Raw genomic sequence first — 20,008 nt, forward strand, 5'->3', positions numbered from 1 at the left:
TCTTTTACTGTATCTTAATATCCCTAATCATAAAAATATACCATGAGAAATTTTCTGTTATTCATTATGTGCTTGATCACATTCACTCCGCTGTTGGCACAAAGAACCATTATGCATTGTGGCCAACTGGTAGACGTAAAAAATCTACAACTACTAAAAGAAATGACCATTATAACAGAAGGAAATAAAATTGTGGAAGTAGTGAAGGGATATAAAAATGCTACCGCGGGTGAAAAACTGATTGACCTAAAATCGAAAACAGTCATGCCGGGTTTGATTGATATGCATGTGCATCTGGAAAGTGAAACCAACCCGGGTAAGTATATGGAAACATTTACTTACAATCCGGCAGATTATGCTTACCAGTCAGTGGTATTTGCAGAAAGAACACTCATGACAGGTTTTACAGCCGTACGTGATCTTGGAGGAAGTGGTGTCAATATTTCTTTGAGGAATGCCATCAATAAGGGGCTGATCAAAGGTCCACGTGTATACACTGCGGGAAAATCGATTGCCACTACCGGTGGACATGCTGATCCAACGAATGGTTATAGAAGAGATTTGATGGGAGATCCGGGTCCGGATGCAGGCGTGGTAAATGGTGCAGACGAGGCGGCAAAAGCGGTTAGACAAAGGTATAAAGAAGGAAGTGATGTGATTAAGATCACCGCATCGGGTGGTGTATTAAGTGTTGCAAAAAGTGGAGAGAATCCACAGTTTACGGAAGCAGAAATAAAAGCAATTGTGGAAACAGCTAAGGACTATGGTTTTAAAGTGGCCGCACATTGTCATGGTAAAGAAGCGATGAAAAGAGCAGTAGTAGCCGGTGTAAACTCAATTGAACATGGAACTTATATGGACGAAGAAGTGATGGGATTGATGAAAAAAATGGGAACTTATTATGTGCCTACCATTACAGCGGGAAAAGCTGTGGGTGATTCCGCTAAAAAGCCAGGTTATTATCCGGAGTTGGTAACACCTAAAGCCATTGCCATTGGTCCTAAAATTCAAAACACTTTTTCAAATGCCTATAAAGCAGGCGTTAAAATTGCCTTTGGTACTGATGCAGGCGTGTATGCCCATGGAAAAAACTGGCTTGAGTTTGTATACATGCATGAAGCAGGTATGCCGGCATTAGAAACCATTCGTTCAGCTACCTTATATGCTGCAGATTTGCTGGGTGATGATAGAATTGGTGTGATTGAAAAAGATAAACTGGCTGATATCATTGCTGTTGATGGAGATCCGGTGAAAGACATTGCTTCCATGGGTAAAGTGAAGTTTGTGATGAAGAATGGAGTGGTGTATAAAAACGATTGAAACAGAAGAATATTGAATGTCGAATTTTCAATGTTGAAGTAAGGAATGATTACACGCCTGTAAGACTTTGTCTGATGTGAAGTGAGAAAATAAAAATCAATTCGCGTCAGCTTATAATCAAATAAAGATTATTTTTTATTCGATCATAGCATCATTATTTTTGAGGTGATAGGAAGGGCTACGATGAACAATTACTATCATCATAAAATAAAAATGGTATGAGTATTATCAGAATTCCTTTAAGATTTACAGGCTCGAAGGGTGAAAAAATGGTGTATGCTTTATTTGATAGCGGAGCTACTTATTCTTGTTTGAATATGGACGTTGCACACGAAATTGAAACACCTACTAAGCTGTATGAGCCCATGGAAATAGGTACAGCCAGTTCTTCTCATTGTGTAGTAATAGAAGAAGCCATGCGAGCAGATTTTTATCATGAATACATTCGTCTCAGCGATGAATTCATGGTGGTACCCGGTTTAAGTGAAGAAGCCATTATCGGTGTCAATACACTTCAGAAATGGCGTATCAAGTTGGATTTTGAACATGATAAAGTCATCATCAATCCTAAAGTAGCAGAGCATATGATAAAAGACTTGAAAGCCTTAAAGGATATGTGGAAACCCAATAGTAAGAGATAGAAGAGCAATCTTATTAAATAGCTTATTGGTTACATTTTTCTATTCTATGATTAACCAAGCTTCTTCAGTTGTGATAACATCGCTCTCAAATCTTTCGGCAATTCCGCTTCCAGATCAAATCTTTCGTTATTCAGGGTAAAAGAAAGTTTATGAGAATGTAATGCTAGTCTAGACATGAGTGGTCTTTCTTATACTGTCGTCCAACTTTACAAAACTACTGTTATCGGTAAACATTTAAATTACTGATATTTCAATAACGTTAGGCAGGTCGCCGTCATTAAGTCTTGCAAAAAGCAATGGTATGAGATTTTGAAGGGTACTACGCCGATTATCTGCCCCACATAAGACCGCGATTGTAAGTGGAAGCTTTTCGATTTTTTGTTGGTATTGTAAGTTTTGATCGACAGTCACAAATAAGTCGAAACTGTCAGCGATCATTAATTTTAGTAGCTCGCCGTTTTTCTTTCCCAGCCAGCCTTTATCACTAACAGACCAGACCTCGTTACCAACACCGAAGTCCATTTTCAATTTTCGAGGTAAACTCTCATCAAGCAAAATTTTCATGCAACACTTTCTGAGATGTGAGCGTTTTTTTAGCCATTTCTAGAACAGCTAATGCGGATTTTTTGGAAACGGTTGGAAAATCGTCTAAGAACTCGTCCAGGTCTTCACCACCTTCGATATAGTCAAAAAGGGTTTGTACTTGAACGCGGGTTCCTACAAATACGGGAGCGCCGCTCATCACATCGGGATCTATGCTAATTTCTCCGTATTTCATTTTTCAAATTTTATTTAAAGTTACGATAATGTTTTCAAATCAATTTGAGGGTCGCGTAAGGGGTTTTACGCTAACGTTCGAGTATTTGCGAAGGCTGGAATTCATTGATTGTCCAGCGCGGTACAAATGCCCATTTGAAAAATTTGTTGTTTAAGTTATGAACTAAAGCTGAACATTGATCGTCGAGCTCGAACCGCTGCTGATGTCTGCATATAGCTGATGTTTCAATGTCCAGCCCTGCTTTTGCAAATACTTTTGTTGCCTACTGGCATATTTTGGGACTTTAATTATTTTTCAATTTGTAGGAACTATGCAAATAAGAAACATTCCATTTTGTATTGTCTTTCGTCCAAAGTATTGAAAGTGTTACGGGCTTACTTTCTATCGTGCTGTCTGCTGTGTTGATTAATTTTCTGTTGGCTTCTACTGTTTCTAAAACGTTGGAATTGTCAATAATTAAAAAGTCTCTGGTTGAAATAGAATAGTCGTAAGACTTTACATTCTTAGAGGCGTTGCTTTTAAGTACAGAGTCCATTTGAGAATGTGTCCTGCTAATACCGTCAACAATATTTCTGTAAAAAGCATTGTTAGTGTGCATTGCAAAAGCATCATTTATTTTACCTTCTTTTAGTAGCGAGAATAAAGCATTTTCACTTCCTGTTACTTCTTTAGTTAGTGTAGCTGGGTCAAAATCTGTTTTATTTCCTGTTGAGTTTTTGCAGGCCGTAAATAGCAGGGCAATACTTGCAAAACTTATGATAATTCTTCTTTTCATTTTTTATTTTTTAAAGGTTTAAAATAATTCAAATTCGTAATTGTTGTCTGCAAACCATTTTTTGAATTCCAATATTCTCTGTCGTCTGAACTCTTTTGTCTTTTTTAAGTCGCATTGTATTAAATAAAAAGTATGATAGCCTTTATTACTGAAAGGCATATGAAAGTCAGCAATGATATTCATAAATTCCCATCCATTTGCAGTTGGCATTTTTAGATGAGCCTCATATGATTCATTACCGATTGCCTTTTTATAACCGAGTGTTTCGGAAATGTGAAGCCCAACAAGCAGAATTAAGCTAACAAGTTTAATACCCCTAAATTCTGGCAAAACAAATGTCCTTCCCATCTCAAAAGTATAATCATCATTTGGAATTTCTATTTTACTTTTTGAAGTATGATTCATATAGTTGTATGGGCAAGGTGTTAGTCTTGTGTAGCCAGCAAATTTACCATCTATATAAAATACCAAATGAAAACTGTTTTCATCATAAACTTCTCTTGTTGAATCAAGGTCTTTGTAGTAATTAAGACTTTCACTGAAACAAGAAAATCTGTTTTGGATTATTTCTTCAGTTATTTTAGGAAGAAGTTTGTATTCTATTTTTTTCATCCTCTTTCATTTAAGTGTTATTAAACTTGCCGCATGAGTAAACCCTGCACCAACAGAAGCCAACAGAAGCCTTTCATTACCTTTCAGCGTTTTTGTTTCCAATGCTTGTGAAATTGCAATTGGAATAGTCGCTGCACTTGTGTTGCCAATACGCTCAATATTAATAATGAATTTCTCGATTGGAATAACAAGCCTTTGTGCCAGTACTTCTATCATTTTTTTATTAGCTTGATGTGGTATAATAAAATCAATGTCTGCGAAAGTAATTTTATTTCTTTTCAAAATTTCTTCAATAGCATTTTGCATTAAAGTTATTCCGTGTTCAAATATTCTTTTACTGCTGAAACGCAAATAGTGATTGTCTTCGACAATATTTTTTTTTGTCAATGGCGTTTGGCTACCGCCATTAAGCATATTTACATCCATTGCATAAGTGCTATCTAATTTACATAAAATGTCTGTAATATTATTTTCTAGTTCAGAATATTGAAGCAATGAAACTCCTGCACCATCTGCAAAAACCAAAACTGTTTTTCTGTCTAATGGGTCAATAATTGAGCTAAATTTGTCTGCACCACAAACTAAAATATTTTTATAGGCATTTGAATTAATCAATGATGCGGCTAATTCTAAAGCGTAAATGTAACCACTACAAGCAGCCATAATATCAAAGCCCCAAGCATTTTTAGTTTCTAACTTTTGATGAACTATGGCAGCAGTTGAAGGGCAATAAAAATCGGGTGTCATAGTTGCGACAATTATGCAGTCTATGTCTTTTGGTTCTACATTAGTTTTACTTAAACATTGCAAGGCTGCCTTAAGTATCATATCAGAAGTTGCACCTTCTGCAAAATATTTGCGTTCTTCAATTCCTGTTCTTTCAATAATCCATTCTTCTGTTATATCAAAACGTTTTGCTAATTCAGAATTGGTCAAACATTGCGTTGGTATAAAGTGTCCAAATGATTTAATAATAGTTCCCATTTAGGTCTGTCTGGTTGTGTTAGTAGGGTGTGTAAAAATGCTTTCGGTAAACCTTTTGTTGTGTGCAGCTATTGGATAGTTTGTCGATTATATCTTTTAAAATTGAGTGTTAAGTAATCTATTCTATTGGCAAGAAACCCATTAGAAAGGCGTCTTTGCAGTGCAACTCCATCTTTTTTCTGAGTCGCATTAATTGTTAGGTAAACAACCAAAAATTGATTATTGTCAGATGTTGTAAGTAGAATATTTTCATTTGCAGTATAAATCTTAGTACGAATACTGCTTTGGTCAAAATCAAATATGTATGGCATTGGGTGATAGTAACATTCGTTTCTATATGTTTTAGAAACGTCTATACTCAATCTAAAGGTTGTATCTATTCGATTGAAGTTATTTACTTCTATATCACTAGTGAAAAGTTCAATTGAAATTCCGCCCTTAAAAGGTATGTTAATAGTTTTCTTCTCGCCCTTTGAATAATTAGTTGCTGCTTTTAATAAGTCTTCTTCTTGATTGTCCTCTGGATAGTCTATAAAAACACGCTGTTCAAATTTATTCTTTAGAAGAATAAATGATTTTTTTGCTTGGAATTGTATGGCTTCTGCTTCAAAATACACGTTGGGGTTTGCAATTAAGTATTTTATTGTGTCTTTTAAATTGTAAGTTATTTGTAAAGAGTCTAGATTAGGAAACTTAGCCTTCAATTTGGTAATTATTTCTAAGCTGTCGCTTAGCTTTTCACTTGGACTTAAGCTTGCATCAAATTGTTTTACAAAAGTAAATGTCACAGAATCCGCTTTTTTTGCCCTATAAATGAAGAAGTTTTCATAATACTTTGAATCATTGAATATTTCTTTATCCTTCAATGCGTCAATTTTTATGTTTTTATATGTTGCTGAAATAAACTTAGTCTTACTTGTTGATAAAGCAGATGTTAAGTGAATTGTCCATTGACGAAAGTCCGCCTTTGTCAGTTGTGAGACTCCTTCATAAGTTGTTATTTTTTCATTTGTCACACCTTGGTTATTGAGTCCATTTTTAAGAACAAGTTGGCCTATGATAGAGCTTGAAGGCGTTTTGAGTTCCGTCCAAACATTTTGACTGGAAGCCTCTATTGCAGTAAAGACGAATAGAGTTAATATAAAAGGTTTATGTTGTTTCATATTTTTAAGTTTAATTATGAATTAGATGTATAGTTGCACACAGCTAGTAAATATAAGAAATTCATCATACATATTCAAAAAAAATCATACTATTGAAAATCAATACATTACCCTGAAAACAAGAAGTAATCCAGACAAAAACAGCAATGCTCATTTGGTCTTTTTATTTCCCTAAATAGATAGCTGATCTAGTGTGCAATATCTTTTTGAAAGTTCTAAAACTTTCCAAAAGCTTAAGTCCTTAAGTATTGCGATAGAATATTTTTATAACAATTCAACTAGCAGGAATGATTTGATATGATCTATTTACTATCTCAAGAAGTCATTTCAACCTTACTCCTTTGTTTTCTTAAACTTCCAAGGCAACCGTTCTACTTTCTCAGCAATCACCGGTTTCGCCACCCGTTCCGGATTTGTAAAAAAAACTCTTTCTCCTTTCTTAATAATAAGAGCATCAATAATATCAAAAGCGGTAAATTTTTTATTTTGATAGGGTGTGTGGTTATTGTTAAGATAATGAACACTCATGCCCCAAACCACTAGTTTATTATTAGTACTGTTTAGGGGGATGCTTACGGTGCCTCCTTCAAAAGATTTACTCTCGATGGCAATATCTAATTCATCGAAGTAAAAAACATTTCCCGTATCCAATAAAAAATCACTCACCATACAGATCAGTTGAATGCGTATCGCTTCTGCATTTGTTTTTTCAGGACAAACATCTTGCACACAAAAAGAAGGGAGATCAAAGCAAATACTAGATTTGGGCACTACCCGTATTGGAGGTAATTTAATTTTTAAAAGACGGTCTATTGAGCAGGCATCATTAAACCGAAATCGATGCAAAGGACTTGGATCACCCTCGGTAATCGTTCTTTTGCCAATGGCATTGGTTGTATTCCTATGCATCATTTGGTAAAATGCACTCGTAAGCCGATGATAAGCACTTGTATGTGGAACTATCTTTAGCAATGGATGAAAACCTTTCATTAACATAGAAGCCGCCGCACTGGCGCGACCAAACTCAACGCTTGCTTTTCGTGAGTTTTCAGATTGGGTTACTTTGGCAGGCTTTGTACGGGTGAAAAATTGACCATTACGTTCGTAATGAACCATTTCTCCAACACTTCCACTTAGCCTCAAAAGATTATTTTGACGGGCCATGAAATAGGTTTTCAATAAATATACAAAATTTATGTAAAGTGATAGTGTTACGGCGTTTTTCCTCCGTTATAAGTGCGTTACAAGTCCGTTATAGGTCCGCTATTCATTCGATGTTCACTTGAATATCGTCCACTGCTCATTCGAGCTATCTTCCACACTGCGGTGGTATATCCTTATATATATTACAGGGAATCGGTTGCTCATACTTTTTAAAAGGTGAACAACAAACAAAAAAAACACATGGATGCATTGAAGATGATATCACTCAGGTACGGAAAGCAGTTGAATCCCTATTGGTTATGGTTCTAAAACTTTTGAAAAATTTTAGAACGATACTTTTGTTATCTGCAGCTGTTTTGTCGTTAGAATGCTTATAAGTTGAATTATACCAATGCCTTTTTTTTATTGGCATTAGTCAAACGCGTTTTTGTCGTTGGCTTTTGTAGTGGCATTTTTTTTCCTGTTGCTTTGTAATAAGCAATTATCTCACTTATTTTTTTTCTGTCTGCTGCTGTCAAGGGCGTTGGATCAACTACAAAATCAACACCTGCCGGTTCTTTTATGTATCCCATTGTCTTGTAATTTAAGTCGGAAAATATTTTTTAATTAGCTTAAGTGCTTCTTTTGGGAATATTACCATTTTATGGTTGCCAACATGAGTAGCACCTAAATTTTTTTCGTAATGTTCAATCAGTCTTGTCTTGGAAGTGAAAGAAACAAAGCCTTGATAGCCTTTGTCCCATGAAGATTTACAAGTGAAAGCGAACAAATTACCAGGAACGCCTTCATAAAGTTTACGTTTCCCTAAATTGAATGGTGAACTTTCAATAAGATGTAAATAAAAATGGTCGTTATAATCACTGATACTTAAAAGCCCTTGAATAATATCAGGATTGTTCCTAATTGTCAGTTTGAAGATTTGTCTGTCTGTTAACTTAAACTCATTTGCCCAATTGAAAAGCCAGCCATTTTTCTTGGTAATATTTTTTAAGTCCGCTTTCCCGACAGGTTGAACATCGGTTGGAAAACTATCGCCTGAAATAGTATTAACTATGCTGTTTGTTAGCTTATCAATCTCAATTCCTAAATGATATTTGGTCTGTTTTGCCACCTTATAAAGATACGAAATGTGTTGTTAGTAATTAACAGAAAGTTCGCTTAAAGTGATTGATTCGATGTGTGCAATAACTTTAGAAAGTTCTAAAAATTTCCAAAAGTTTAAATTCAGTTTTTCTGTGCAAGACTCAACCCAATTTTCTCAACTGCGCCAACATGGCTCTCAAATCTTTCGGCAATTCTGCTTCCAGATCAAATCTTTCATTATTTAGTGTGAAAGAAAGCTTGTAAGAGTGTAAAGCCAATCTAGACATGAGCGGTCTTTCTTGTTCTGCGTCTTTTGATAACTTAAATTTCTTTTTCAAGGCGGATAAAAGAATAGGAGCAGGATCTCCATACAATTCATCGCAAACAATAGGATGCCCCAGATGCTGCATATGCACACGAATCTGATGTGTTCTTCCCGTATGAATCTGAAACTGTAACCAACTGTACAAACGAAAACTTTCTAATACTTGATAATCTGTTAGTGAAGACTTTCCTTTTACATGCGTCACCATCTTCCCTGTTTTACCGGGATGTTCCATAATGGCTGCATCAACACTGCCTGATTCATTGATCAGTTTTCCATGTACCAGTCCAAGATAAAATTTCTCAACTTCCCTTCCTTCAAATAATTGCGACAGTTGTTTATGTGTTTCTTCATCTTTGGCAAATACAATAATCCCACTAGTGTCTTTATCTAAACGATGAACAGTATAAATTTCTCCATAACTATTTTTCAGTAGTTCTTTCAACGAAAGCTCCTGTCCAAGTCTATCGGGGATACTCAATAATCCCGACGGCTTGTTAACTGCTATGAAATGACTATTCTCAAAAATGATCGTTGGGCGCATGGTAGTAGCTTATGGCTGATAGGTTATGGCAAATGGGTGATAGGTAATAGGTTTTGGGTGATAGCAGATAGGTTATAGCATATTGTCAAGTGGTTTGAATAATATATTGATCAAACTATTAGCCATGAACAATAAGCCATTCGTTATGGACTATGGACCATCGACTATGATCTACCAGCTTTCCTCACAAATGACTTATTCATAAACTTTAGTAGTCTTACTTCTTTCTCATTCAGGAAACGCCATTTACCTCGGTCTACATTCTTCTTGGTGAGGTTGGCGAACATGACACGATCCAAACCTTTGACATCATAACCCAAATGTTCAAAAATGCGGCGAACAATTCGGTTTCTGCCACTGTGAATTTCTATTCCTACGATATGCTTATTCTTGTCATCCGCATATGCAACAGCGTCTGCTTGTACAAAACCATCTTCCAGAGTAATACCGGTCATGATGGCTTCAAGGTCTTTTTTAATCACCGGTTTATCCAGTGTTACTTCATAGATTTTTTTTACTTCAAAAGAAGGGTGCGTTAATTTTTGTGCAAGCTCTCCGTCATTTGTTAATATCAAAACACCGGTTGTATTCCTATCAAGTCTGCCTACAGGATATACACGTTCCGGCGTAGCACCTTTGATGAGATCTAAAACAGTTTTTCGTCCTTGTGGATCATTAGCCGTAGTAATATAATCCTTGGGTTTATTCAATAAGATATACACTGCATTGCGTTGTAGAAAAACCTGTTTACCCTTTACAATTACTTTGTCTTTTGACGAGACTTTATAACCGGGTTCAAAGATTTTATCGCCATTCACCGTTACTTTACCTTCTTTCACCAGATCAGCAGCCTCTCTTCGTCCACAAACACCTGCATGTGCAATGAATTTATTCAAAGGCATCTGCTCGTCAGTCCCCGTATTCTTTAATGGAATATCAGTGGGTTGGACTTCTGGTTTACTTTCTTTCTTGGAATACTTATTACTTGATTTCTTACTTGAAGCCTGTGGCTTGAAGCTTGTAGCTTTCTCCTCCACCCCCCTCATTTTTTCAATTTTCTTTTTCCGCATTTCTTCTCCTGCGGCACGGGCTTCAGCTTTTATCTTTTTCTTTTCCTGGCGGAAAGCTTCTTTAATAGCACTACCTTTTTTCTGATTGGCAAACTTGTCGAAGTTGTCTGTTCTTTTTTTCATGTTTTTGTTTTTGCTGTTTTACAACAGTAATTGAGCTGTAAGCTTCTAGCTTCTAGCTTCTAGCTTCTAGCTTCTAGCTTCTAGCTTCTAGCTTCTAGCTTCTAGCTTCTAGCTTCTAGAGAAAGAAATAAATTGCAAGGTACAGTTTATATAGGAGATTTATTTATTGGTATTATACTAGGAGCTGGCAGCTAGAAGCTAGCAGCTCTCTACTCATCCTTTATTCGCCAACTGTCCACAAGCAGCATCAATATCTTTTCCACGGCTTCTTCTGAGTCGGGCATTGACACGATTGGATTCCAGGAACTTCATAAAGTTCATGATGCCATCTTCATCTGGCTTTGTGAATTTGAATGCGTCAATGGGATTGTACTCGATGATGTTTACTAAGTCGGCAGGTACTTGTCTGTATATCTTAACTAATTCTTCTGCATCTTTTTGCGAATCATTAAAATCTTTGAACAAGATGTATTCAAAAGTGATTTCGTTACCCGTTTGTTTGTAGAAATAATTCAACGCCTCAATCAGTACTTTGATATTATTGGTTTCATTGATCGGCATGATCTCATTTCGCTTTGCATCATTGGCAGCATGTAATGAAAGCGCTAATTTGAAACGAACCTGGTCATCTCCCAACTTACGAATGGCTTTTGCAACACCTGCAGTAGAAACAGTAATTCTTCTTGGACTCATAAACAAACCGTCTTCTGCGGAAATGCGTTCAATAGCTTTCATCACATTGCCATAGTTCAGTAAGGGCTCACCCATACCCATGAACACAATATTGGAAAGTTTTTTATTGAATTTTTCTTCGCTCTCTTTATTAATCAGTACCACCTGATCATAGATTTCATCATAGGTCAGGTTTCTTTTGCGATCCATATATCCGGTGGCGCAAAACTTACAACTTAGGCTACAGCCAATTTGTGAAGAAACACAGGCTGTTTTTCTTTCGTCTGTAGGAATCAATACGCCTTCCACAAGATGATTGTCATGTGTGCGAAAACGACTTTTGATGGTACCATCTTCGCTGTATTGAACCGTATCTACTTTTAAAGCGGGCAGTGTAAAAGTTTGAGCAAGTTTAGCACGTAGGTCTTTACTCAGATTGGTCATATCATCAAAATGATGCGCATGTTTCTGCCATAACCACTCATGAACCTGCTTTACACGGAATTTTTTCTCCCCAATGTTTTGAAAGTATTCTTCCAACTCATTGATACTCAAGCGTCTGATATTTGGTAATTCCGTATTCATCCTGCAAAGATACCGGAGAAACAGAGGAATAAGAAATTAAGAAACAAGGAATAAGAAACAAGGCTCAAGGAAGAGTCAAGAACGAAGAAACAAGACACAAGAAAGATTCAAGCTTTAGGCTGCAAGCCGCAAGTTATACATCAATTGCTTGACTGTCAGGTCAAGTCGAGACTTTAACGCTTGTTACTTGTCTCTTGTATCTTCCTTGTGTCTTGTGTCTTGTTTCTTGTTTCTTCTCTCTTATCTTGCGCATCAATCGTTGCAATATGAATGCTTGTTATGTAATAGATGCGGTTCGTACACCCATCGGAAGATATGGAGGTAAATTAAGTTCGATTCGTCCGGATGATCTACTGGCACATGTTATCACTTCACTTTTGGAGAGAAATAATACCATTGATCCTGCCGCTATTGAAGACGTGATTGCGGGTGCTGCTAATCAGGCCGGAGAAGACAATCGAGATGTAGCCCGTATGGCAGCATTATTGGCCGGACTTCCGGTTACAGTGGGAGGTAATACGGTAAATCGTTTGTGCGCCAGTGGTTTACAAGCTGTTATGGATGCCTCTCGCGCTATTATGTGTGGAGAAGGTATGTTGTATATCGCCGGAGGTGTAGAGAGTATGACACGTGCTCCTTTTGTAACGGCTAAAAGTGATGGCGCTTGGAGCAGAAAAATAGAAACTTTTGACACCACTATAGGCTGGCGTTTCATCAATAAAAAATTGGCGAGTATGTATCATCCTTACAGTATGGGTGAGACAGCCGAAAATGTGGCGAATGATTGGAAAATTAGTCGAGAAGAACAGGATGTATTCGCATTATCATCTCAGCAGAAATATTTTGCGGCACTCGAGGCAGGTAAATGGGATGACGAAATTGTTGCGGTAGAAATGATCAATGATCGATTGATCAGTTGGTTTAATCAAGATGAGCATCCGAGACAAACATCTTTGGAAAAACTGGCATCATTGAAACCTGCTTTTGCCAAAGACGGAACCGTTACCGCAGGTAATTCATCCGGTATTAATGATGGAGCAGCAGCCATGTTATTGGCGAGTGAAGAAGCAGTGAAGTTGTTTGATCTCAAACCCATTGCTCGAATTGCAGGGATGGGTGTTGCAGGTGTAGATCCTGCTATCATGGGAATAGGTCCGGTACCTGCTTCTCAAAAAGCCATGATCAGGGCCGGACTTCAGGTAAAAGACTTGGATCTCATTGAATTGAATGAGGCATTTGCTTCTCAGAGTCTCGCTTGTATACGTGATTTAGAATTAGACATCTCAAAAGTGAATGTAAATGGAGGCTCTATAGCAATAGGACATCCATTGGGCTGTAGTGGTGTTAGGATCTCTGCCACTTTATTGCATGAAATGAACAGAAGGAAATCAAAATATGGTTTAGCAACGATGTGTGTTGGGGTTGGACAAGGTGCAGCCGTCATTTATGAAGGTTTGTCTGTTTAGGATTATTTGATAACCAAAAGCCATTTTTCATAGTTGTCTATTTTCTGTAACTTTTCATTTTGAGAATCGTTTCGCTTAAAAAACTAAAACCTGAATACACATGAAAAAATTAATGATGATCTGCCTCATGCTAGGCGTTGTTGCATTTGCACATGCACAAGATAAAGACAGCACATTACAAGATTTTGTAGGTAAGTATAAATTTCCTGAAGGAAGTATTGTTGCAGAAGTAACTGTTTCAGTAGAAGGGGCAGGATTGGTGATGGGTTCAAGTATCGGCAACTCAGCTTTGGTAAAAATAGGAGAAGATCTTTTTTCGATCACCGCTTATGATGGAAGTGCCCAGTTTAAAAGAGATGCCAATAAAAAGGTAATTGGCGTGAGTATTAATGCAGGTGGATATGCATTGGAAGGAACCAAGTCTGATGGCATTGCCATCGATAGGGCTCATACCATATTCATCAATTGTATCAACAAATTAACTGCTAAATAGTCTAGTCTATCACATCATTTAAAAGGGGCTGTATCAAACATTTGATGCAGCCCCTTTCTTTTACCATAGACCATAAGCCACTCTTAATTATAATAAGTCTCATCTAAATAAAATAACCCATCCTCTTTCTGCCAATACCAAAACTTTTTTCTGTAAACAATATATTTCCCTCGTGTTGTTGTTTTAATATAGTTCTCGGGTACAAACAAAATGCGAGGAGGTACAATTTTATATCGATAAATAAGATTGGTTCTTTGATTGGGTGTGAATGCTCGGCTCATAACACGATAATCTGCTTTTGCTGCAATGGCTTCAGGAAGTTTTTCTTTAGGAGTGATCACATTACCCATACCATCAATTACGATCATGGGAAGTAATTCCTCTTTTTTTTCAACCTTGGTCTCTGATGGTTCCTCTTTTTCTACTTTGGATTTATTGATCAAAGCAGGCACAGTATTGTCTTTGGTAGGCTCAGGTGTTTTCACAACCGGACCTGAATGTACTTTGACATTATTTGTTTTTTGCGGAACAGATTTTCTGCCACAGCTCATAACAAACAAGAATCCAAAAAATATGATCGGAAAACACTGTCTCATAACGCTTATTTCCGCTATGGGTTGCGAATATTATGCCAGAATAGCGGATGGCTGATAGTCGATGGTCCATAGTCCATGGTTTAAGTTCAATATTTACCATGTACTATGGACCATCAACTATGGACTACTTAAAGTACCCCACTAACGAAGCCTGTGCCATCTCTTCCTGAGTTCCTTTCTGCAAATCTTTCACCACACAGGTTCCATTCTCCATTTCTTTTGAACCGATGATGATGACAAAGGGGATATTCTTTTTCTCCGCGTATTTGAATTGTTTATCAAATTTACTTTGCTCATGAAACAATTCTCCTGCAATACCTGATTGTCTGAGTTGTTGCAAAAGAGAGAATGCATTTTTACTTTCCGCTTCTCCTAAATTGAAGAAGAGTACTTTAGATCCTATTTGAACGGTATCCGGAAACAATTGTAATTCTTCCATTACATCATAGATACGATCCACACCAAAGCTGATACCTACTCCGGGTACATTTGGCACACCAAATAGGCCGGTGAGATCATCATATCGACCGCCACCTCCAATACTTCCCATTTGCACATTCAAAGCTTTTACTTCAAAGATGATACCTGTATAGTAGTTGAGTCCGCGGGCGAGTGTAAAATCCGGAATAAGTTGACAGTTGATAGTTGACAGTTGACTGTTGGAAAGAACATGTTTGATTTCTATGATTCCTTGCTGTCCGATCTCATTGTTGCCGATTAGTGACTCGAGCTGTATGATTTTTTCATCACTAGTGCCGGTGATCGAAAGATATTTTTCAATGATGCTGATCTGATCATTGTTCAATCCACGTTCTGTCAATTCTTCTTTCACTTTTTCAATACCAATCTTGTCCAGTTTATCAATCGCAACAGTGATGTCGATCATTTTATCTGCACCACCACATACTTCTGCCAGTGCTGCCAATATTTTGCGACTGTTGATTCTGATTTCAACAGGTATGCCTAATTGATCAAAAACAGTGGCGTAAATATTGGTGAGTTCTACTTCATTCAATAAACTATTGCTACCTACCACATCAGCATCACACTGATAAAACTCACGATAACGTCCTTTTTGGGGTCTATCGGCGCGCCATACGGGTTGTATCTGATAACGTTTAAATGGCAGGGTGAGTTGTCCATAGTTCATGGCTACATACCGTGCAAAGGGAATGGTAAGATCATATCTCAATGCGCGTTCGGTAATACCTTTTGTATTTTTCCCTTCCAATACTTTTTGAAAATCAGCGATTATTTGTTCTTGCTTAGAAGGGTTGTCGAGACCATTGTTCAGAATTTTAAAAATCAGTTTATCACCTTCCTCGCCATATTTCCCCATCAATGTATCCAGGTTTTCCATGGCAGGGGTTTCCAATGGCTGAAAACCATACAGTTCAAAAACATTTTTGATGGTTTGAAAAATATAGTTCCGCTTACGTACAACTGCTGCACTAAAATCTCTGGTTCCTTGCGGTAATCCGGGTTTGCTCATCTTTCTTTATTTGTTAGACTGATTGTATTTCAGAATAATATGATCGCATGCGCTTGATAACAAAGCAAAAACATGATGATAATCTTTTTCCGTACCATACCATGGATCAGGAACCGCATCATCGCTGTTATCAATTTCGCTAAGTATTAATCTTGTTTTTGATTCGTTCCATCGTTCTCCGCTCATTCTTTTCACATCTTGATAGTTGTTGTGATCCATCACATAAATCAGGTCAAATTGGTCCATATCCTTCGGGTGAAACTGGCGACAACGCTGTTGCCCGATATCAATGCTATTCAAACGTGCTACTTTCTGTGAAAGCTGATGTGGTGGTTCGCCAATATGGTAGTTTCCGGTACCGGCACTATCTACTTCCCATGCTAATCCTGCTTCCCTTGCTTTTTGTTGAAGAATTCCTTCTGCTAAAGGGCTGCGACAAATATTCCCCAAACAGACCATCAATACTTTCATGCCAACAAAGATAGCAGATGGATGGCGAATGGGGGATGGCAAATGGGGGGGCTAGTAAATAGTTGACAGATGACAGTTGACAGAAAGTAGAGGCCATAAGCTATTACCCATTAGCAATTTCCTAACCGTCAACTCTCAACTGTCATCTGTCAACCCTGTGCTAATAGTGGGGCAGCAATTAGTTGACAGTTGACGGTTGACAGAAAAAAATCATAAGCTATTAACTATAACCCATTAACCCGCTGTCAACTCTCAACTGTCATCTGTCAACCCTGTGCTAATAGTGGGGCAGCAATTAGTTGACAGTTGACGGTTGACAGAAAAAAATCATAAGCTATTAACTATAACCCATTAACCCGCTGTCAACTCTCAACTGTCATCTGTCAACCCTCTGTAAATAGAGGGGCAGCAAATAGTTGACAGTTGACGGTTGACAGAAAGTAACTATTAGCCATTACCCATAAGCAGTTGGCTTACTGTTAACTGTCAACTGTCATCTGTCAACTCCCTACCACACTAACACTTATTAGCTCTTTAACATATGACAGTATGGAAAGAAATCGATCAGGCATCTAAATATTAAATCAACCGATTTTATCAGAAAATGACAGCTTGATTTCGGCTAACAAATAAAATTATTGACTAAATTGCCCACCCCCGGGTATAAAAACGAATAGTATGGCAACGGATTTCAGAGAAAGGCAACAGAAAAGTTACCGAATCATGCGCATGATCTATGATCTTTCCATGGCGGTGATTATACTTGGAACTGCGGTGCTGTTATTGCTGGCTGAAAAGTTAAAAATTGAGCAGCTATTATTGGTTGAACCAATGTTCAGATACTTAATGGGGGGCGTGTTTTTATTGTATGGTGGGTTTAGATTGTACAGAGGGATTAAGCATGATTATTAACATGACCAGAAACATTTTTAATACAATTGGGTTATTCATTTTGGTTCTGTTCATGGGGTGTGCTGACCAACAAGATAAAGCTGTAGCAACGGACTCACCCACAAAAGGTACCATACGGATCAGTGTTGATGAAAGCTTTAAACCGGTCATTGAAGAGCAGTTGAGGGTACATAAATCCTCTTTTCCTGAAACAGAGATTATCGTTTCCTATAAACCGGAATCAGATTGTTTCAGGGATCTGCAAAATGACAGTACACGAATGGTCATTGTAGCGCGTGGATTAACAAAAACAGAGGCATCGTTCTTTGAGAATCAATTGTCTTACTCACCATTGTATGGGGTGCTTGCTTATGATGCGGTTGCCGTAATCGTTAATAATCAATCTCCTGACAGTGTTTTTACCTTGAGCAAATTAAAAAGTATCCTGAGTGGAAAGGATAAGATAACAGCAGTAATGGACGGTAATAAAGCGACCAGTACCGTACGCTATTTGAAAGATTCCATACTAAAAGGCGCTGATTTTGGGGCGAATGTAGTAGCAGCGAATAATAGTCAGCATGTATTAGATATTGTATCCGGAAGAAAAGATGTAGTGGGTTTTATTGGGATCAGTTGGATAGCAGATAGTTATGATCCGGTACAATTGGCTTATTTGAAAAAAATACGATTGGGACTGGTAGAATGTGTTAAATGTGAGGAAAAAGATATATTCGCGAAGCCCTCACAGGCAACCATATCCTACGGACAATACCCTTTGGCACGGCCATTGTATTATGTACTAAAAGAAAATGCAACTGGACTCGGAACAGGCTTCATGAATTTCATGAGTATGGAAAGAGGGCAGTTGATATTCCGAAGAGCATTTCTGGTTCCCGCAAAAATGGGTTTTGGAAAACGCTCGGGGAGTATAAAAGATGCAGATTAACATACAACTATAAAAACCGACAAATGAAGAAGACCGTTTCTTTGATGGTGACAGCGTTGCTTGCTGTACAGTGTTTGATGGCGCAGGTGGCTGATGGAATCAAATTCCTCAACTACGAAAAGTATAAAAGCGCCCGTGAAACTTTGAAAAAGGCATATGATGCCAATCCAAAAGATCCTCAAACGATCTATTGGTACGGTCAGTCCTTGATAGCGGCTGAAGCTGGTGGATTGACAAAAGACATGCTGAATGCAGCGAAAGCTGTTTATCAGCAAGGCTTACAGGATGTTGGTAGTGATGCCTGGCTATTGGTAGGAATGGGTCACATAGAGATCCTTGAAGGAGGTGATATCAATTCAGCCAAGCAAAAGTTTGAACAAGCCATTACTGCTACTACTGAAACAAAAGGTAGGAATAAAGGAAAGGGCAATCCGGGTATTCTAAATGCCATCGGAAGAGCCAATGCAGATGGTGGTAGTAAAGTAGGTGATCCTTCTTATGGTATCGAAAAATTGAAGCAGGCTGCTGCACTTGATTTAACCAATCCCGATATCTACATCAACATGGGTATTAGTTACCTGAAATTGGGTGGTGAAAATGGTGGAGAAGCAGTAAAAGCCTACCAGGAAGCGATTACACGTGATCCTAAAAATGCAAAAGCCAAATTCCGTATCGGAAGAATTTACCAGAGTCAGAATAACAAAGAATTGTTTGAGCAATTCTACAATGAAGCCATTGCTATAGATCCTACGTATCCTCCGGTATATTATGTATTGTACAATTATTACGCAGATAAGGATGTGCCTAAAGCAAAGGAATATTTGGATAAATATGTAGCCAATGCTGATAAAGATCCTAAGACTGATTTGTTCGTTGCTGATTACTTGTTCCGTGCCGGTAAGTATAACGAGAGCTTAGAAAAAGCAAGACAAATTGAAGCTGAAGTTGGTGGCATCAGTAAACTTCCTGAATTGAATGTGGTATATGCATACAACTATGATCGTACCAATGATTCAGTAAGAGCAAAAGAGGCAATTGAAAAATTCTTTGCATCTGCAGATCCGGCTGCCATCACCACTTCACAGTGTGAGTTGGCTACTAAAATCTATGCTCGATTCAAAGGAAGCGAAGCCCAGGCTGTAGCTTATATCGAAAAAGCCATGACCTTAGATACCATCAAAAACAGTAAAATTGCTTATATGGGCAAAGCTGCTGAGATCTATGGCAAAGCAGGGATGTATCGTGAGCAATTGGGTTGGTTGCAAAAACAACTGGACTTGAAAGGCGGTACTATGGGTGAGTTTGAATATTATCAGTTTACCAGCACAGCTTTGAACGGAAAAGATTATCCGCTTACCATTGAATTGGGTAAAAAATATTTAGCAGCTTTTCCTGATAAACCACAGCCCTATTCTTTCCTGAAAAGAGCCGCACTGGCATCAGATCCTGATACAACTACAGGTGCAGCCATTGCTGTATTGGATTATCTGGATTCTTTCTACATGAAAGATCAGGAAAAGAACAAAAAAGCGATTTTCTTGAATTTGTATTACAGACTTCAATACTATGTAAACAAGTCTAAAGAACTGGAAAAGGGGTTAGAAGTAGCGGATAAAATGCTGGCTTTGTATCCAACTCCCGGTGATGAAAACCAATATGCAACAAGTGCAAAAGGAGCTATCGTAGAGGGTATCAAAGCCAAAGAAAAACAGGGTTCGGGTAATAAAACCTCTTCTGCTACCTCATCGAGTAGCTCAGGAAGTTAAGTTTCTAAATAATTCGGTAAAAACTCCTCCAATAACGGGGGAGTTTTT

Annotated in this window: 23 protein-coding genes; 7 read left to right on the forward strand and 16 right to left on the reverse strand. The window is 37.8% G+C overall.

Annotated features, from left to right (window positions below; translation table 11 throughout):
* Positions 1-42: 42 nt before the first annotated feature.
* Together ACTIEV_RS08645 and ACTIEV_RS08650 are read left to right on the forward strand one after the other, a co-directional pair.
* Positions 43-1,320 carry a metal-dependent hydrolase family protein gene (locus tag ACTIEV_RS08645; RefSeq protein WP_322194906.1) on the forward strand — a complete coding sequence of 426 codons (1,278 nt, stop codon included), beginning with the start codon at positions 43-45 and terminating at the stop codon, positions 1,318-1,320.
* A gap of 218 nt (positions 1,321-1,538) precedes the next feature.
* Positions 1,539-1,961, forward strand: a complete 423-nt coding sequence (locus tag ACTIEV_RS08650) for a retropepsin-like aspartic protease (RefSeq protein ID WP_322194909.1) — start codon at positions 1,539-1,541, stop codon at positions 1,959-1,961.
* Positions 1,962-2,011: 50 nt separating this feature from the next.
* Here the strand turns inward: ACTIEV_RS08650 and ACTIEV_RS08655 are convergent, their stop codons facing one another.
* The 13 genes from ACTIEV_RS08655 to rlmN all read right to left on the reverse strand — a co-directional run bounded on the left by ACTIEV_RS08655 (position 2,012) and on the right by rlmN (position 11,839).
* The gene (locus tag ACTIEV_RS08655; RefSeq protein WP_322194911.1) at positions 2,012-2,137 is read right to left on the reverse strand and encodes a hypothetical protein; all 126 of its coding nucleotides are present in this window, start codon (positions 2,135-2,137) and stop codon (positions 2,012-2,014) included.
* A 58-nt stretch (positions 2,138-2,195) separates the two neighbouring features.
* On the reverse strand, positions 2,196-2,525 hold the full coding sequence (locus tag ACTIEV_RS08660) for a hypothetical protein (protein ID WP_439516355.1): 330 nt from the start codon (positions 2,523-2,525) through the stop codon (positions 2,196-2,198).
* Positions 2,509-2,739, reverse strand: a complete 231-nt coding sequence (locus ACTIEV_RS08665; RefSeq protein WP_178889600.1) for a DUF433 domain-containing protein — start codon at positions 2,737-2,739, stop codon at positions 2,509-2,511. Before ACTIEV_RS08665 ends, ACTIEV_RS08660 begins: the two co-directional genes overlap by 17 nt.
* Before the next feature lie 283 nt (positions 2,740-3,022).
* Positions 3,023-3,514, reverse strand: coding sequence for a hypothetical protein (locus ACTIEV_RS08670; protein WP_322194917.1), 492 nt, complete (start codon positions 3,512-3,514; stop codon positions 3,023-3,025).
* Positions 3,515-3,532: 18 nt separating this feature from the next.
* Positions 3,533-4,126 carry a hypothetical protein gene (locus ACTIEV_RS08675; RefSeq protein WP_439516356.1) on the reverse strand — a complete coding sequence of 198 codons (594 nt, stop codon included), beginning with the start codon at positions 4,124-4,126 and terminating at the stop codon, positions 3,533-3,535.
* A gap of 6 nt (positions 4,127-4,132) precedes the next feature.
* The gene (locus tag ACTIEV_RS08680; protein WP_439516357.1) at positions 4,133-5,110 is read right to left on the reverse strand and encodes a 3-oxoacyl-ACP synthase III family protein; all 978 of its coding nucleotides are present in this window, start codon (positions 5,108-5,110) and stop codon (positions 4,133-4,135) included.
* Positions 5,111-5,178: 68 nt separating this feature from the next.
* Complete coding sequence (locus tag ACTIEV_RS08685) at positions 5,179-6,273, reverse strand: hypothetical protein (protein ID WP_322195946.1); 1,095 nt, start codon at positions 6,271-6,273, stop codon at positions 5,179-5,181.
* A 333-nt stretch (positions 6,274-6,606) separates the two neighbouring features.
* Positions 6,607-7,437, reverse strand: coding sequence for a hypothetical protein (locus tag ACTIEV_RS08690; RefSeq protein WP_322195947.1), 831 nt, complete (start codon positions 7,435-7,437; stop codon positions 6,607-6,609).
* 383 nt (positions 7,438-7,820) lie between these two features.
* Positions 7,821-8,009 (reverse strand): hypothetical protein, encoded by a 189-nt coding sequence (locus tag ACTIEV_RS08695; protein WP_322195948.1) that lies wholly within the window; start codon positions 8,007-8,009, stop codon positions 7,821-7,823.
* 11 nt (positions 8,010-8,020) lie between these two features.
* Positions 8,021-8,548, reverse strand: coding sequence for a hypothetical protein (locus tag ACTIEV_RS08700; RefSeq protein ID WP_322195949.1), 528 nt, complete (start codon positions 8,546-8,548; stop codon positions 8,021-8,023).
* 133 nt (positions 8,549-8,681) lie between these two features.
* A complete protein-coding gene (locus tag ACTIEV_RS08705) occupies positions 8,682-9,389 on the reverse strand; it encodes an RluA family pseudouridine synthase (RefSeq protein ID WP_322195950.1) in 708 nt (235 codons plus the stop codon).
* A gap of 164 nt (positions 9,390-9,553) precedes the next feature.
* A complete protein-coding gene (locus tag ACTIEV_RS08710) occupies positions 9,554-10,582 on the reverse strand; it encodes a pseudouridine synthase (RefSeq protein WP_322195951.1) in 1,029 nt (342 codons plus the stop codon).
* A gap of 213 nt (positions 10,583-10,795) precedes the next feature.
* Positions 10,796-11,839, reverse strand: a complete 1,044-nt coding sequence (gene rlmN, locus ACTIEV_RS08715) for a 23S rRNA (adenine(2503)-C(2))-methyltransferase RlmN (RefSeq protein WP_322195952.1) — start codon at positions 11,837-11,839, stop codon at positions 10,796-10,798.
* A 266-nt stretch (positions 11,840-12,105) separates the two neighbouring features.
* On the opposite strand from rlmN, the gene ACTIEV_RS08720 reads away from it, so the two are divergent.
* Complete coding sequence (locus ACTIEV_RS08720; RefSeq protein WP_322195953.1) at positions 12,106-13,305, forward strand: thiolase family protein; 1,200 nt, start codon at positions 12,106-12,108, stop codon at positions 13,303-13,305.
* A gap of 100 nt (positions 13,306-13,405) precedes the next feature.
* Entirely contained in the window at positions 13,406-13,798 is a 393-nt protein-coding gene (locus ACTIEV_RS08725) for a hypothetical protein (RefSeq protein WP_322195954.1), read from the forward strand.
* Between the two features lie 83 nt (positions 13,799-13,881).
* On the opposite strand, the gene ACTIEV_RS08730 is transcribed toward ACTIEV_RS08725, so the two are convergent.
* The 3 genes from ACTIEV_RS08730 to ACTIEV_RS08740 all read right to left on the reverse strand — a co-directional run bounded on the left by ACTIEV_RS08730 (position 13,882) and on the right by ACTIEV_RS08740 (position 16,357).
* Positions 13,882-14,394: a hypothetical protein gene (locus ACTIEV_RS08730; protein WP_322195955.1), complete on the reverse strand. Its 513-nt coding sequence runs from the start codon at positions 14,392-14,394 to the stop codon at positions 13,882-13,884.
* Between the two features lie 124 nt (positions 14,395-14,518).
* Positions 14,519-15,886 carry a histidine--tRNA ligase gene (hisS, locus tag ACTIEV_RS08735; RefSeq protein ID WP_322195956.1) on the reverse strand — a complete coding sequence of 456 codons (1,368 nt, stop codon included), beginning with the start codon at positions 15,884-15,886 and terminating at the stop codon, positions 14,519-14,521.
* 6 nt (positions 15,887-15,892) lie between these two features.
* The gene (locus ACTIEV_RS08740) at positions 15,893-16,357 is read right to left on the reverse strand and encodes a low molecular weight protein-tyrosine-phosphatase (protein WP_322195957.1); all 465 of its coding nucleotides are present in this window, start codon (positions 16,355-16,357) and stop codon (positions 15,893-15,895) included.
* 678 nt (positions 16,358-17,035) lie between these two features.
* Between ACTIEV_RS08740 and ACTIEV_RS08745 the strand changes: the two genes are divergently transcribed.
* The 3 genes from ACTIEV_RS08745 to ACTIEV_RS08755 are packed head-to-tail and all read left to right on the forward strand — an operon-like array spanning position 17,036 to position 19,960.
* The gene (locus ACTIEV_RS08745; RefSeq protein WP_322195958.1) at positions 17,036-17,269 is read left to right on the forward strand and encodes a hypothetical protein; all 234 of its coding nucleotides are present in this window, start codon (positions 17,036-17,038) and stop codon (positions 17,267-17,269) included.
* A gap of 1 nt (position 17,270) precedes the next feature.
* Positions 17,271-18,194: a PstS family phosphate ABC transporter substrate-binding protein gene (locus ACTIEV_RS08750; RefSeq protein ID WP_322195959.1), complete on the forward strand. Its 924-nt coding sequence runs from the start codon at positions 17,271-17,273 to the stop codon at positions 18,192-18,194.
* A 23-nt stretch (positions 18,195-18,217) separates the two neighbouring features.
* Positions 18,218-19,960: a tetratricopeptide repeat protein gene (locus ACTIEV_RS08755; protein ID WP_322195960.1), complete on the forward strand. Its 1,743-nt coding sequence runs from the start codon at positions 18,218-18,220 to the stop codon at positions 19,958-19,960.
* The last annotated feature ends 48 nt before the right edge of the window (positions 19,961-20,008 follow it).

The sequence above is a fragment of the Sediminibacterium sp. genome (assembly GCF_051861365.1).
Lineage (GTDB): Bacteria > Bacteroidota > Bacteroidia > Chitinophagales > Chitinophagaceae > Sediminibacterium.

What these genes read in the sequence shown, in the direction of transcription:
- ACTIEV_RS08645 (WP_322194906.1), top strand. Translation starts at nt 43, where the DNA reads ATGAGAAATTTTCTGTTATTCATTATGTGCTTGATCACATTCACTCCG.
- ACTIEV_RS08650 (WP_322194909.1), top strand. Translation starts at nt 1,539, where the DNA reads ATGAGTATTATCAGAATTCCTTTAAGATTTACAGGCTCGAAGGGTGAA.
- ACTIEV_RS08655 (WP_322194911.1), bottom strand. Translation starts at nt 2,137, where the DNA reads ATGTCTAGACTAGCATTACATTCTCATAAACTTTCTTTTACCCTGAAT.
- ACTIEV_RS08660 (WP_439516355.1), bottom strand. Translation starts at nt 2,525, where the DNA reads ATGAAAATTTTGCTTGATGAGAGTTTACCTCGAAAATTGAAAATGGAC.
- ACTIEV_RS08665 (WP_178889600.1), bottom strand. Translation starts at nt 2,739, where the DNA reads ATGAAATACGGAGAAATTAGCATAGATCCCGATGTGATGAGCGGCGCT.
- ACTIEV_RS08670 (WP_322194917.1), bottom strand. Translation starts at nt 3,514, where the DNA reads ATGAAAAGAAGAATTATCATAAGTTTTGCAAGTATTGCCCTGCTATTT.
- ACTIEV_RS08675 (WP_439516356.1), bottom strand. Translation starts at nt 4,126, where the DNA reads ATGAAAAAAATAGAATACAAACTTCTTCCTAAAATAACTGAAGAAATA.
- ACTIEV_RS08680 (WP_439516357.1), bottom strand. Translation starts at nt 5,110, where the DNA reads ATGGGAACTATTATTAAATCATTTGGACACTTTATACCAACGCAATGT.
- ACTIEV_RS08685 (WP_322195946.1), bottom strand. Translation starts at nt 6,273, where the DNA reads ATGAAACAACATAAACCTTTTATATTAACTCTATTCGTCTTTACTGCA.
- ACTIEV_RS08690 (WP_322195947.1), bottom strand. Translation starts at nt 7,437, where the DNA reads ATGGCCCGTCAAAATAATCTTTTGAGGCTAAGTGGAAGTGTTGGAGAA.
- ACTIEV_RS08695 (WP_322195948.1), bottom strand. Translation starts at nt 8,009, where the DNA reads ATGGGATACATAAAAGAACCGGCAGGTGTTGATTTTGTAGTTGATCCA.
- ACTIEV_RS08705 (WP_322195950.1), bottom strand. Translation starts at nt 9,389, where the DNA reads ATGCGCCCAACGATCATTTTTGAGAATAGTCATTTCATAGCAGTTAAC.
- ACTIEV_RS08710 (WP_322195951.1), bottom strand. Translation starts at nt 10,582, where the DNA reads ATGAAAAAAAGAACAGACAACTTCGACAAGTTTGCCAATCAGAAAAAA.
- rlmN (WP_322195952.1), bottom strand. Translation starts at nt 11,839, where the DNA reads ATGAATACGGAATTACCAAATATCAGACGCTTGAGTATCAATGAGTTG.
- ACTIEV_RS08720 (WP_322195953.1), top strand. Translation starts at nt 12,106, where the DNA reads ATGAATGCTTGTTATGTAATAGATGCGGTTCGTACACCCATCGGAAGA.
- ACTIEV_RS08725 (WP_322195954.1), top strand. Translation starts at nt 13,406, where the DNA reads ATGAAAAAATTAATGATGATCTGCCTCATGCTAGGCGTTGTTGCATTT.
- ACTIEV_RS08730 (WP_322195955.1), bottom strand. Translation starts at nt 14,394, where the DNA reads ATGAGACAGTGTTTTCCGATCATATTTTTTGGATTCTTGTTTGTTATG.
- hisS (WP_322195956.1), bottom strand. Translation starts at nt 15,886, where the DNA reads ATGAGCAAACCCGGATTACCGCAAGGAACCAGAGATTTTAGTGCAGCA.
- ACTIEV_RS08740 (WP_322195957.1), bottom strand. Translation starts at nt 16,357, where the DNA reads ATGAAAGTATTGATGGTCTGTTTGGGGAATATTTGTCGCAGCCCTTTA.
- ACTIEV_RS08745 (WP_322195958.1), top strand. Translation starts at nt 17,036, where the DNA reads ATGGCAACGGATTTCAGAGAAAGGCAACAGAAAAGTTACCGAATCATG.
- ACTIEV_RS08750 (WP_322195959.1), top strand. Translation starts at nt 17,271, where the DNA reads ATGACCAGAAACATTTTTAATACAATTGGGTTATTCATTTTGGTTCTG.
- ACTIEV_RS08755 (WP_322195960.1), top strand. Translation starts at nt 18,218, where the DNA reads ATGAAGAAGACCGTTTCTTTGATGGTGACAGCGTTGCTTGCTGTACAG.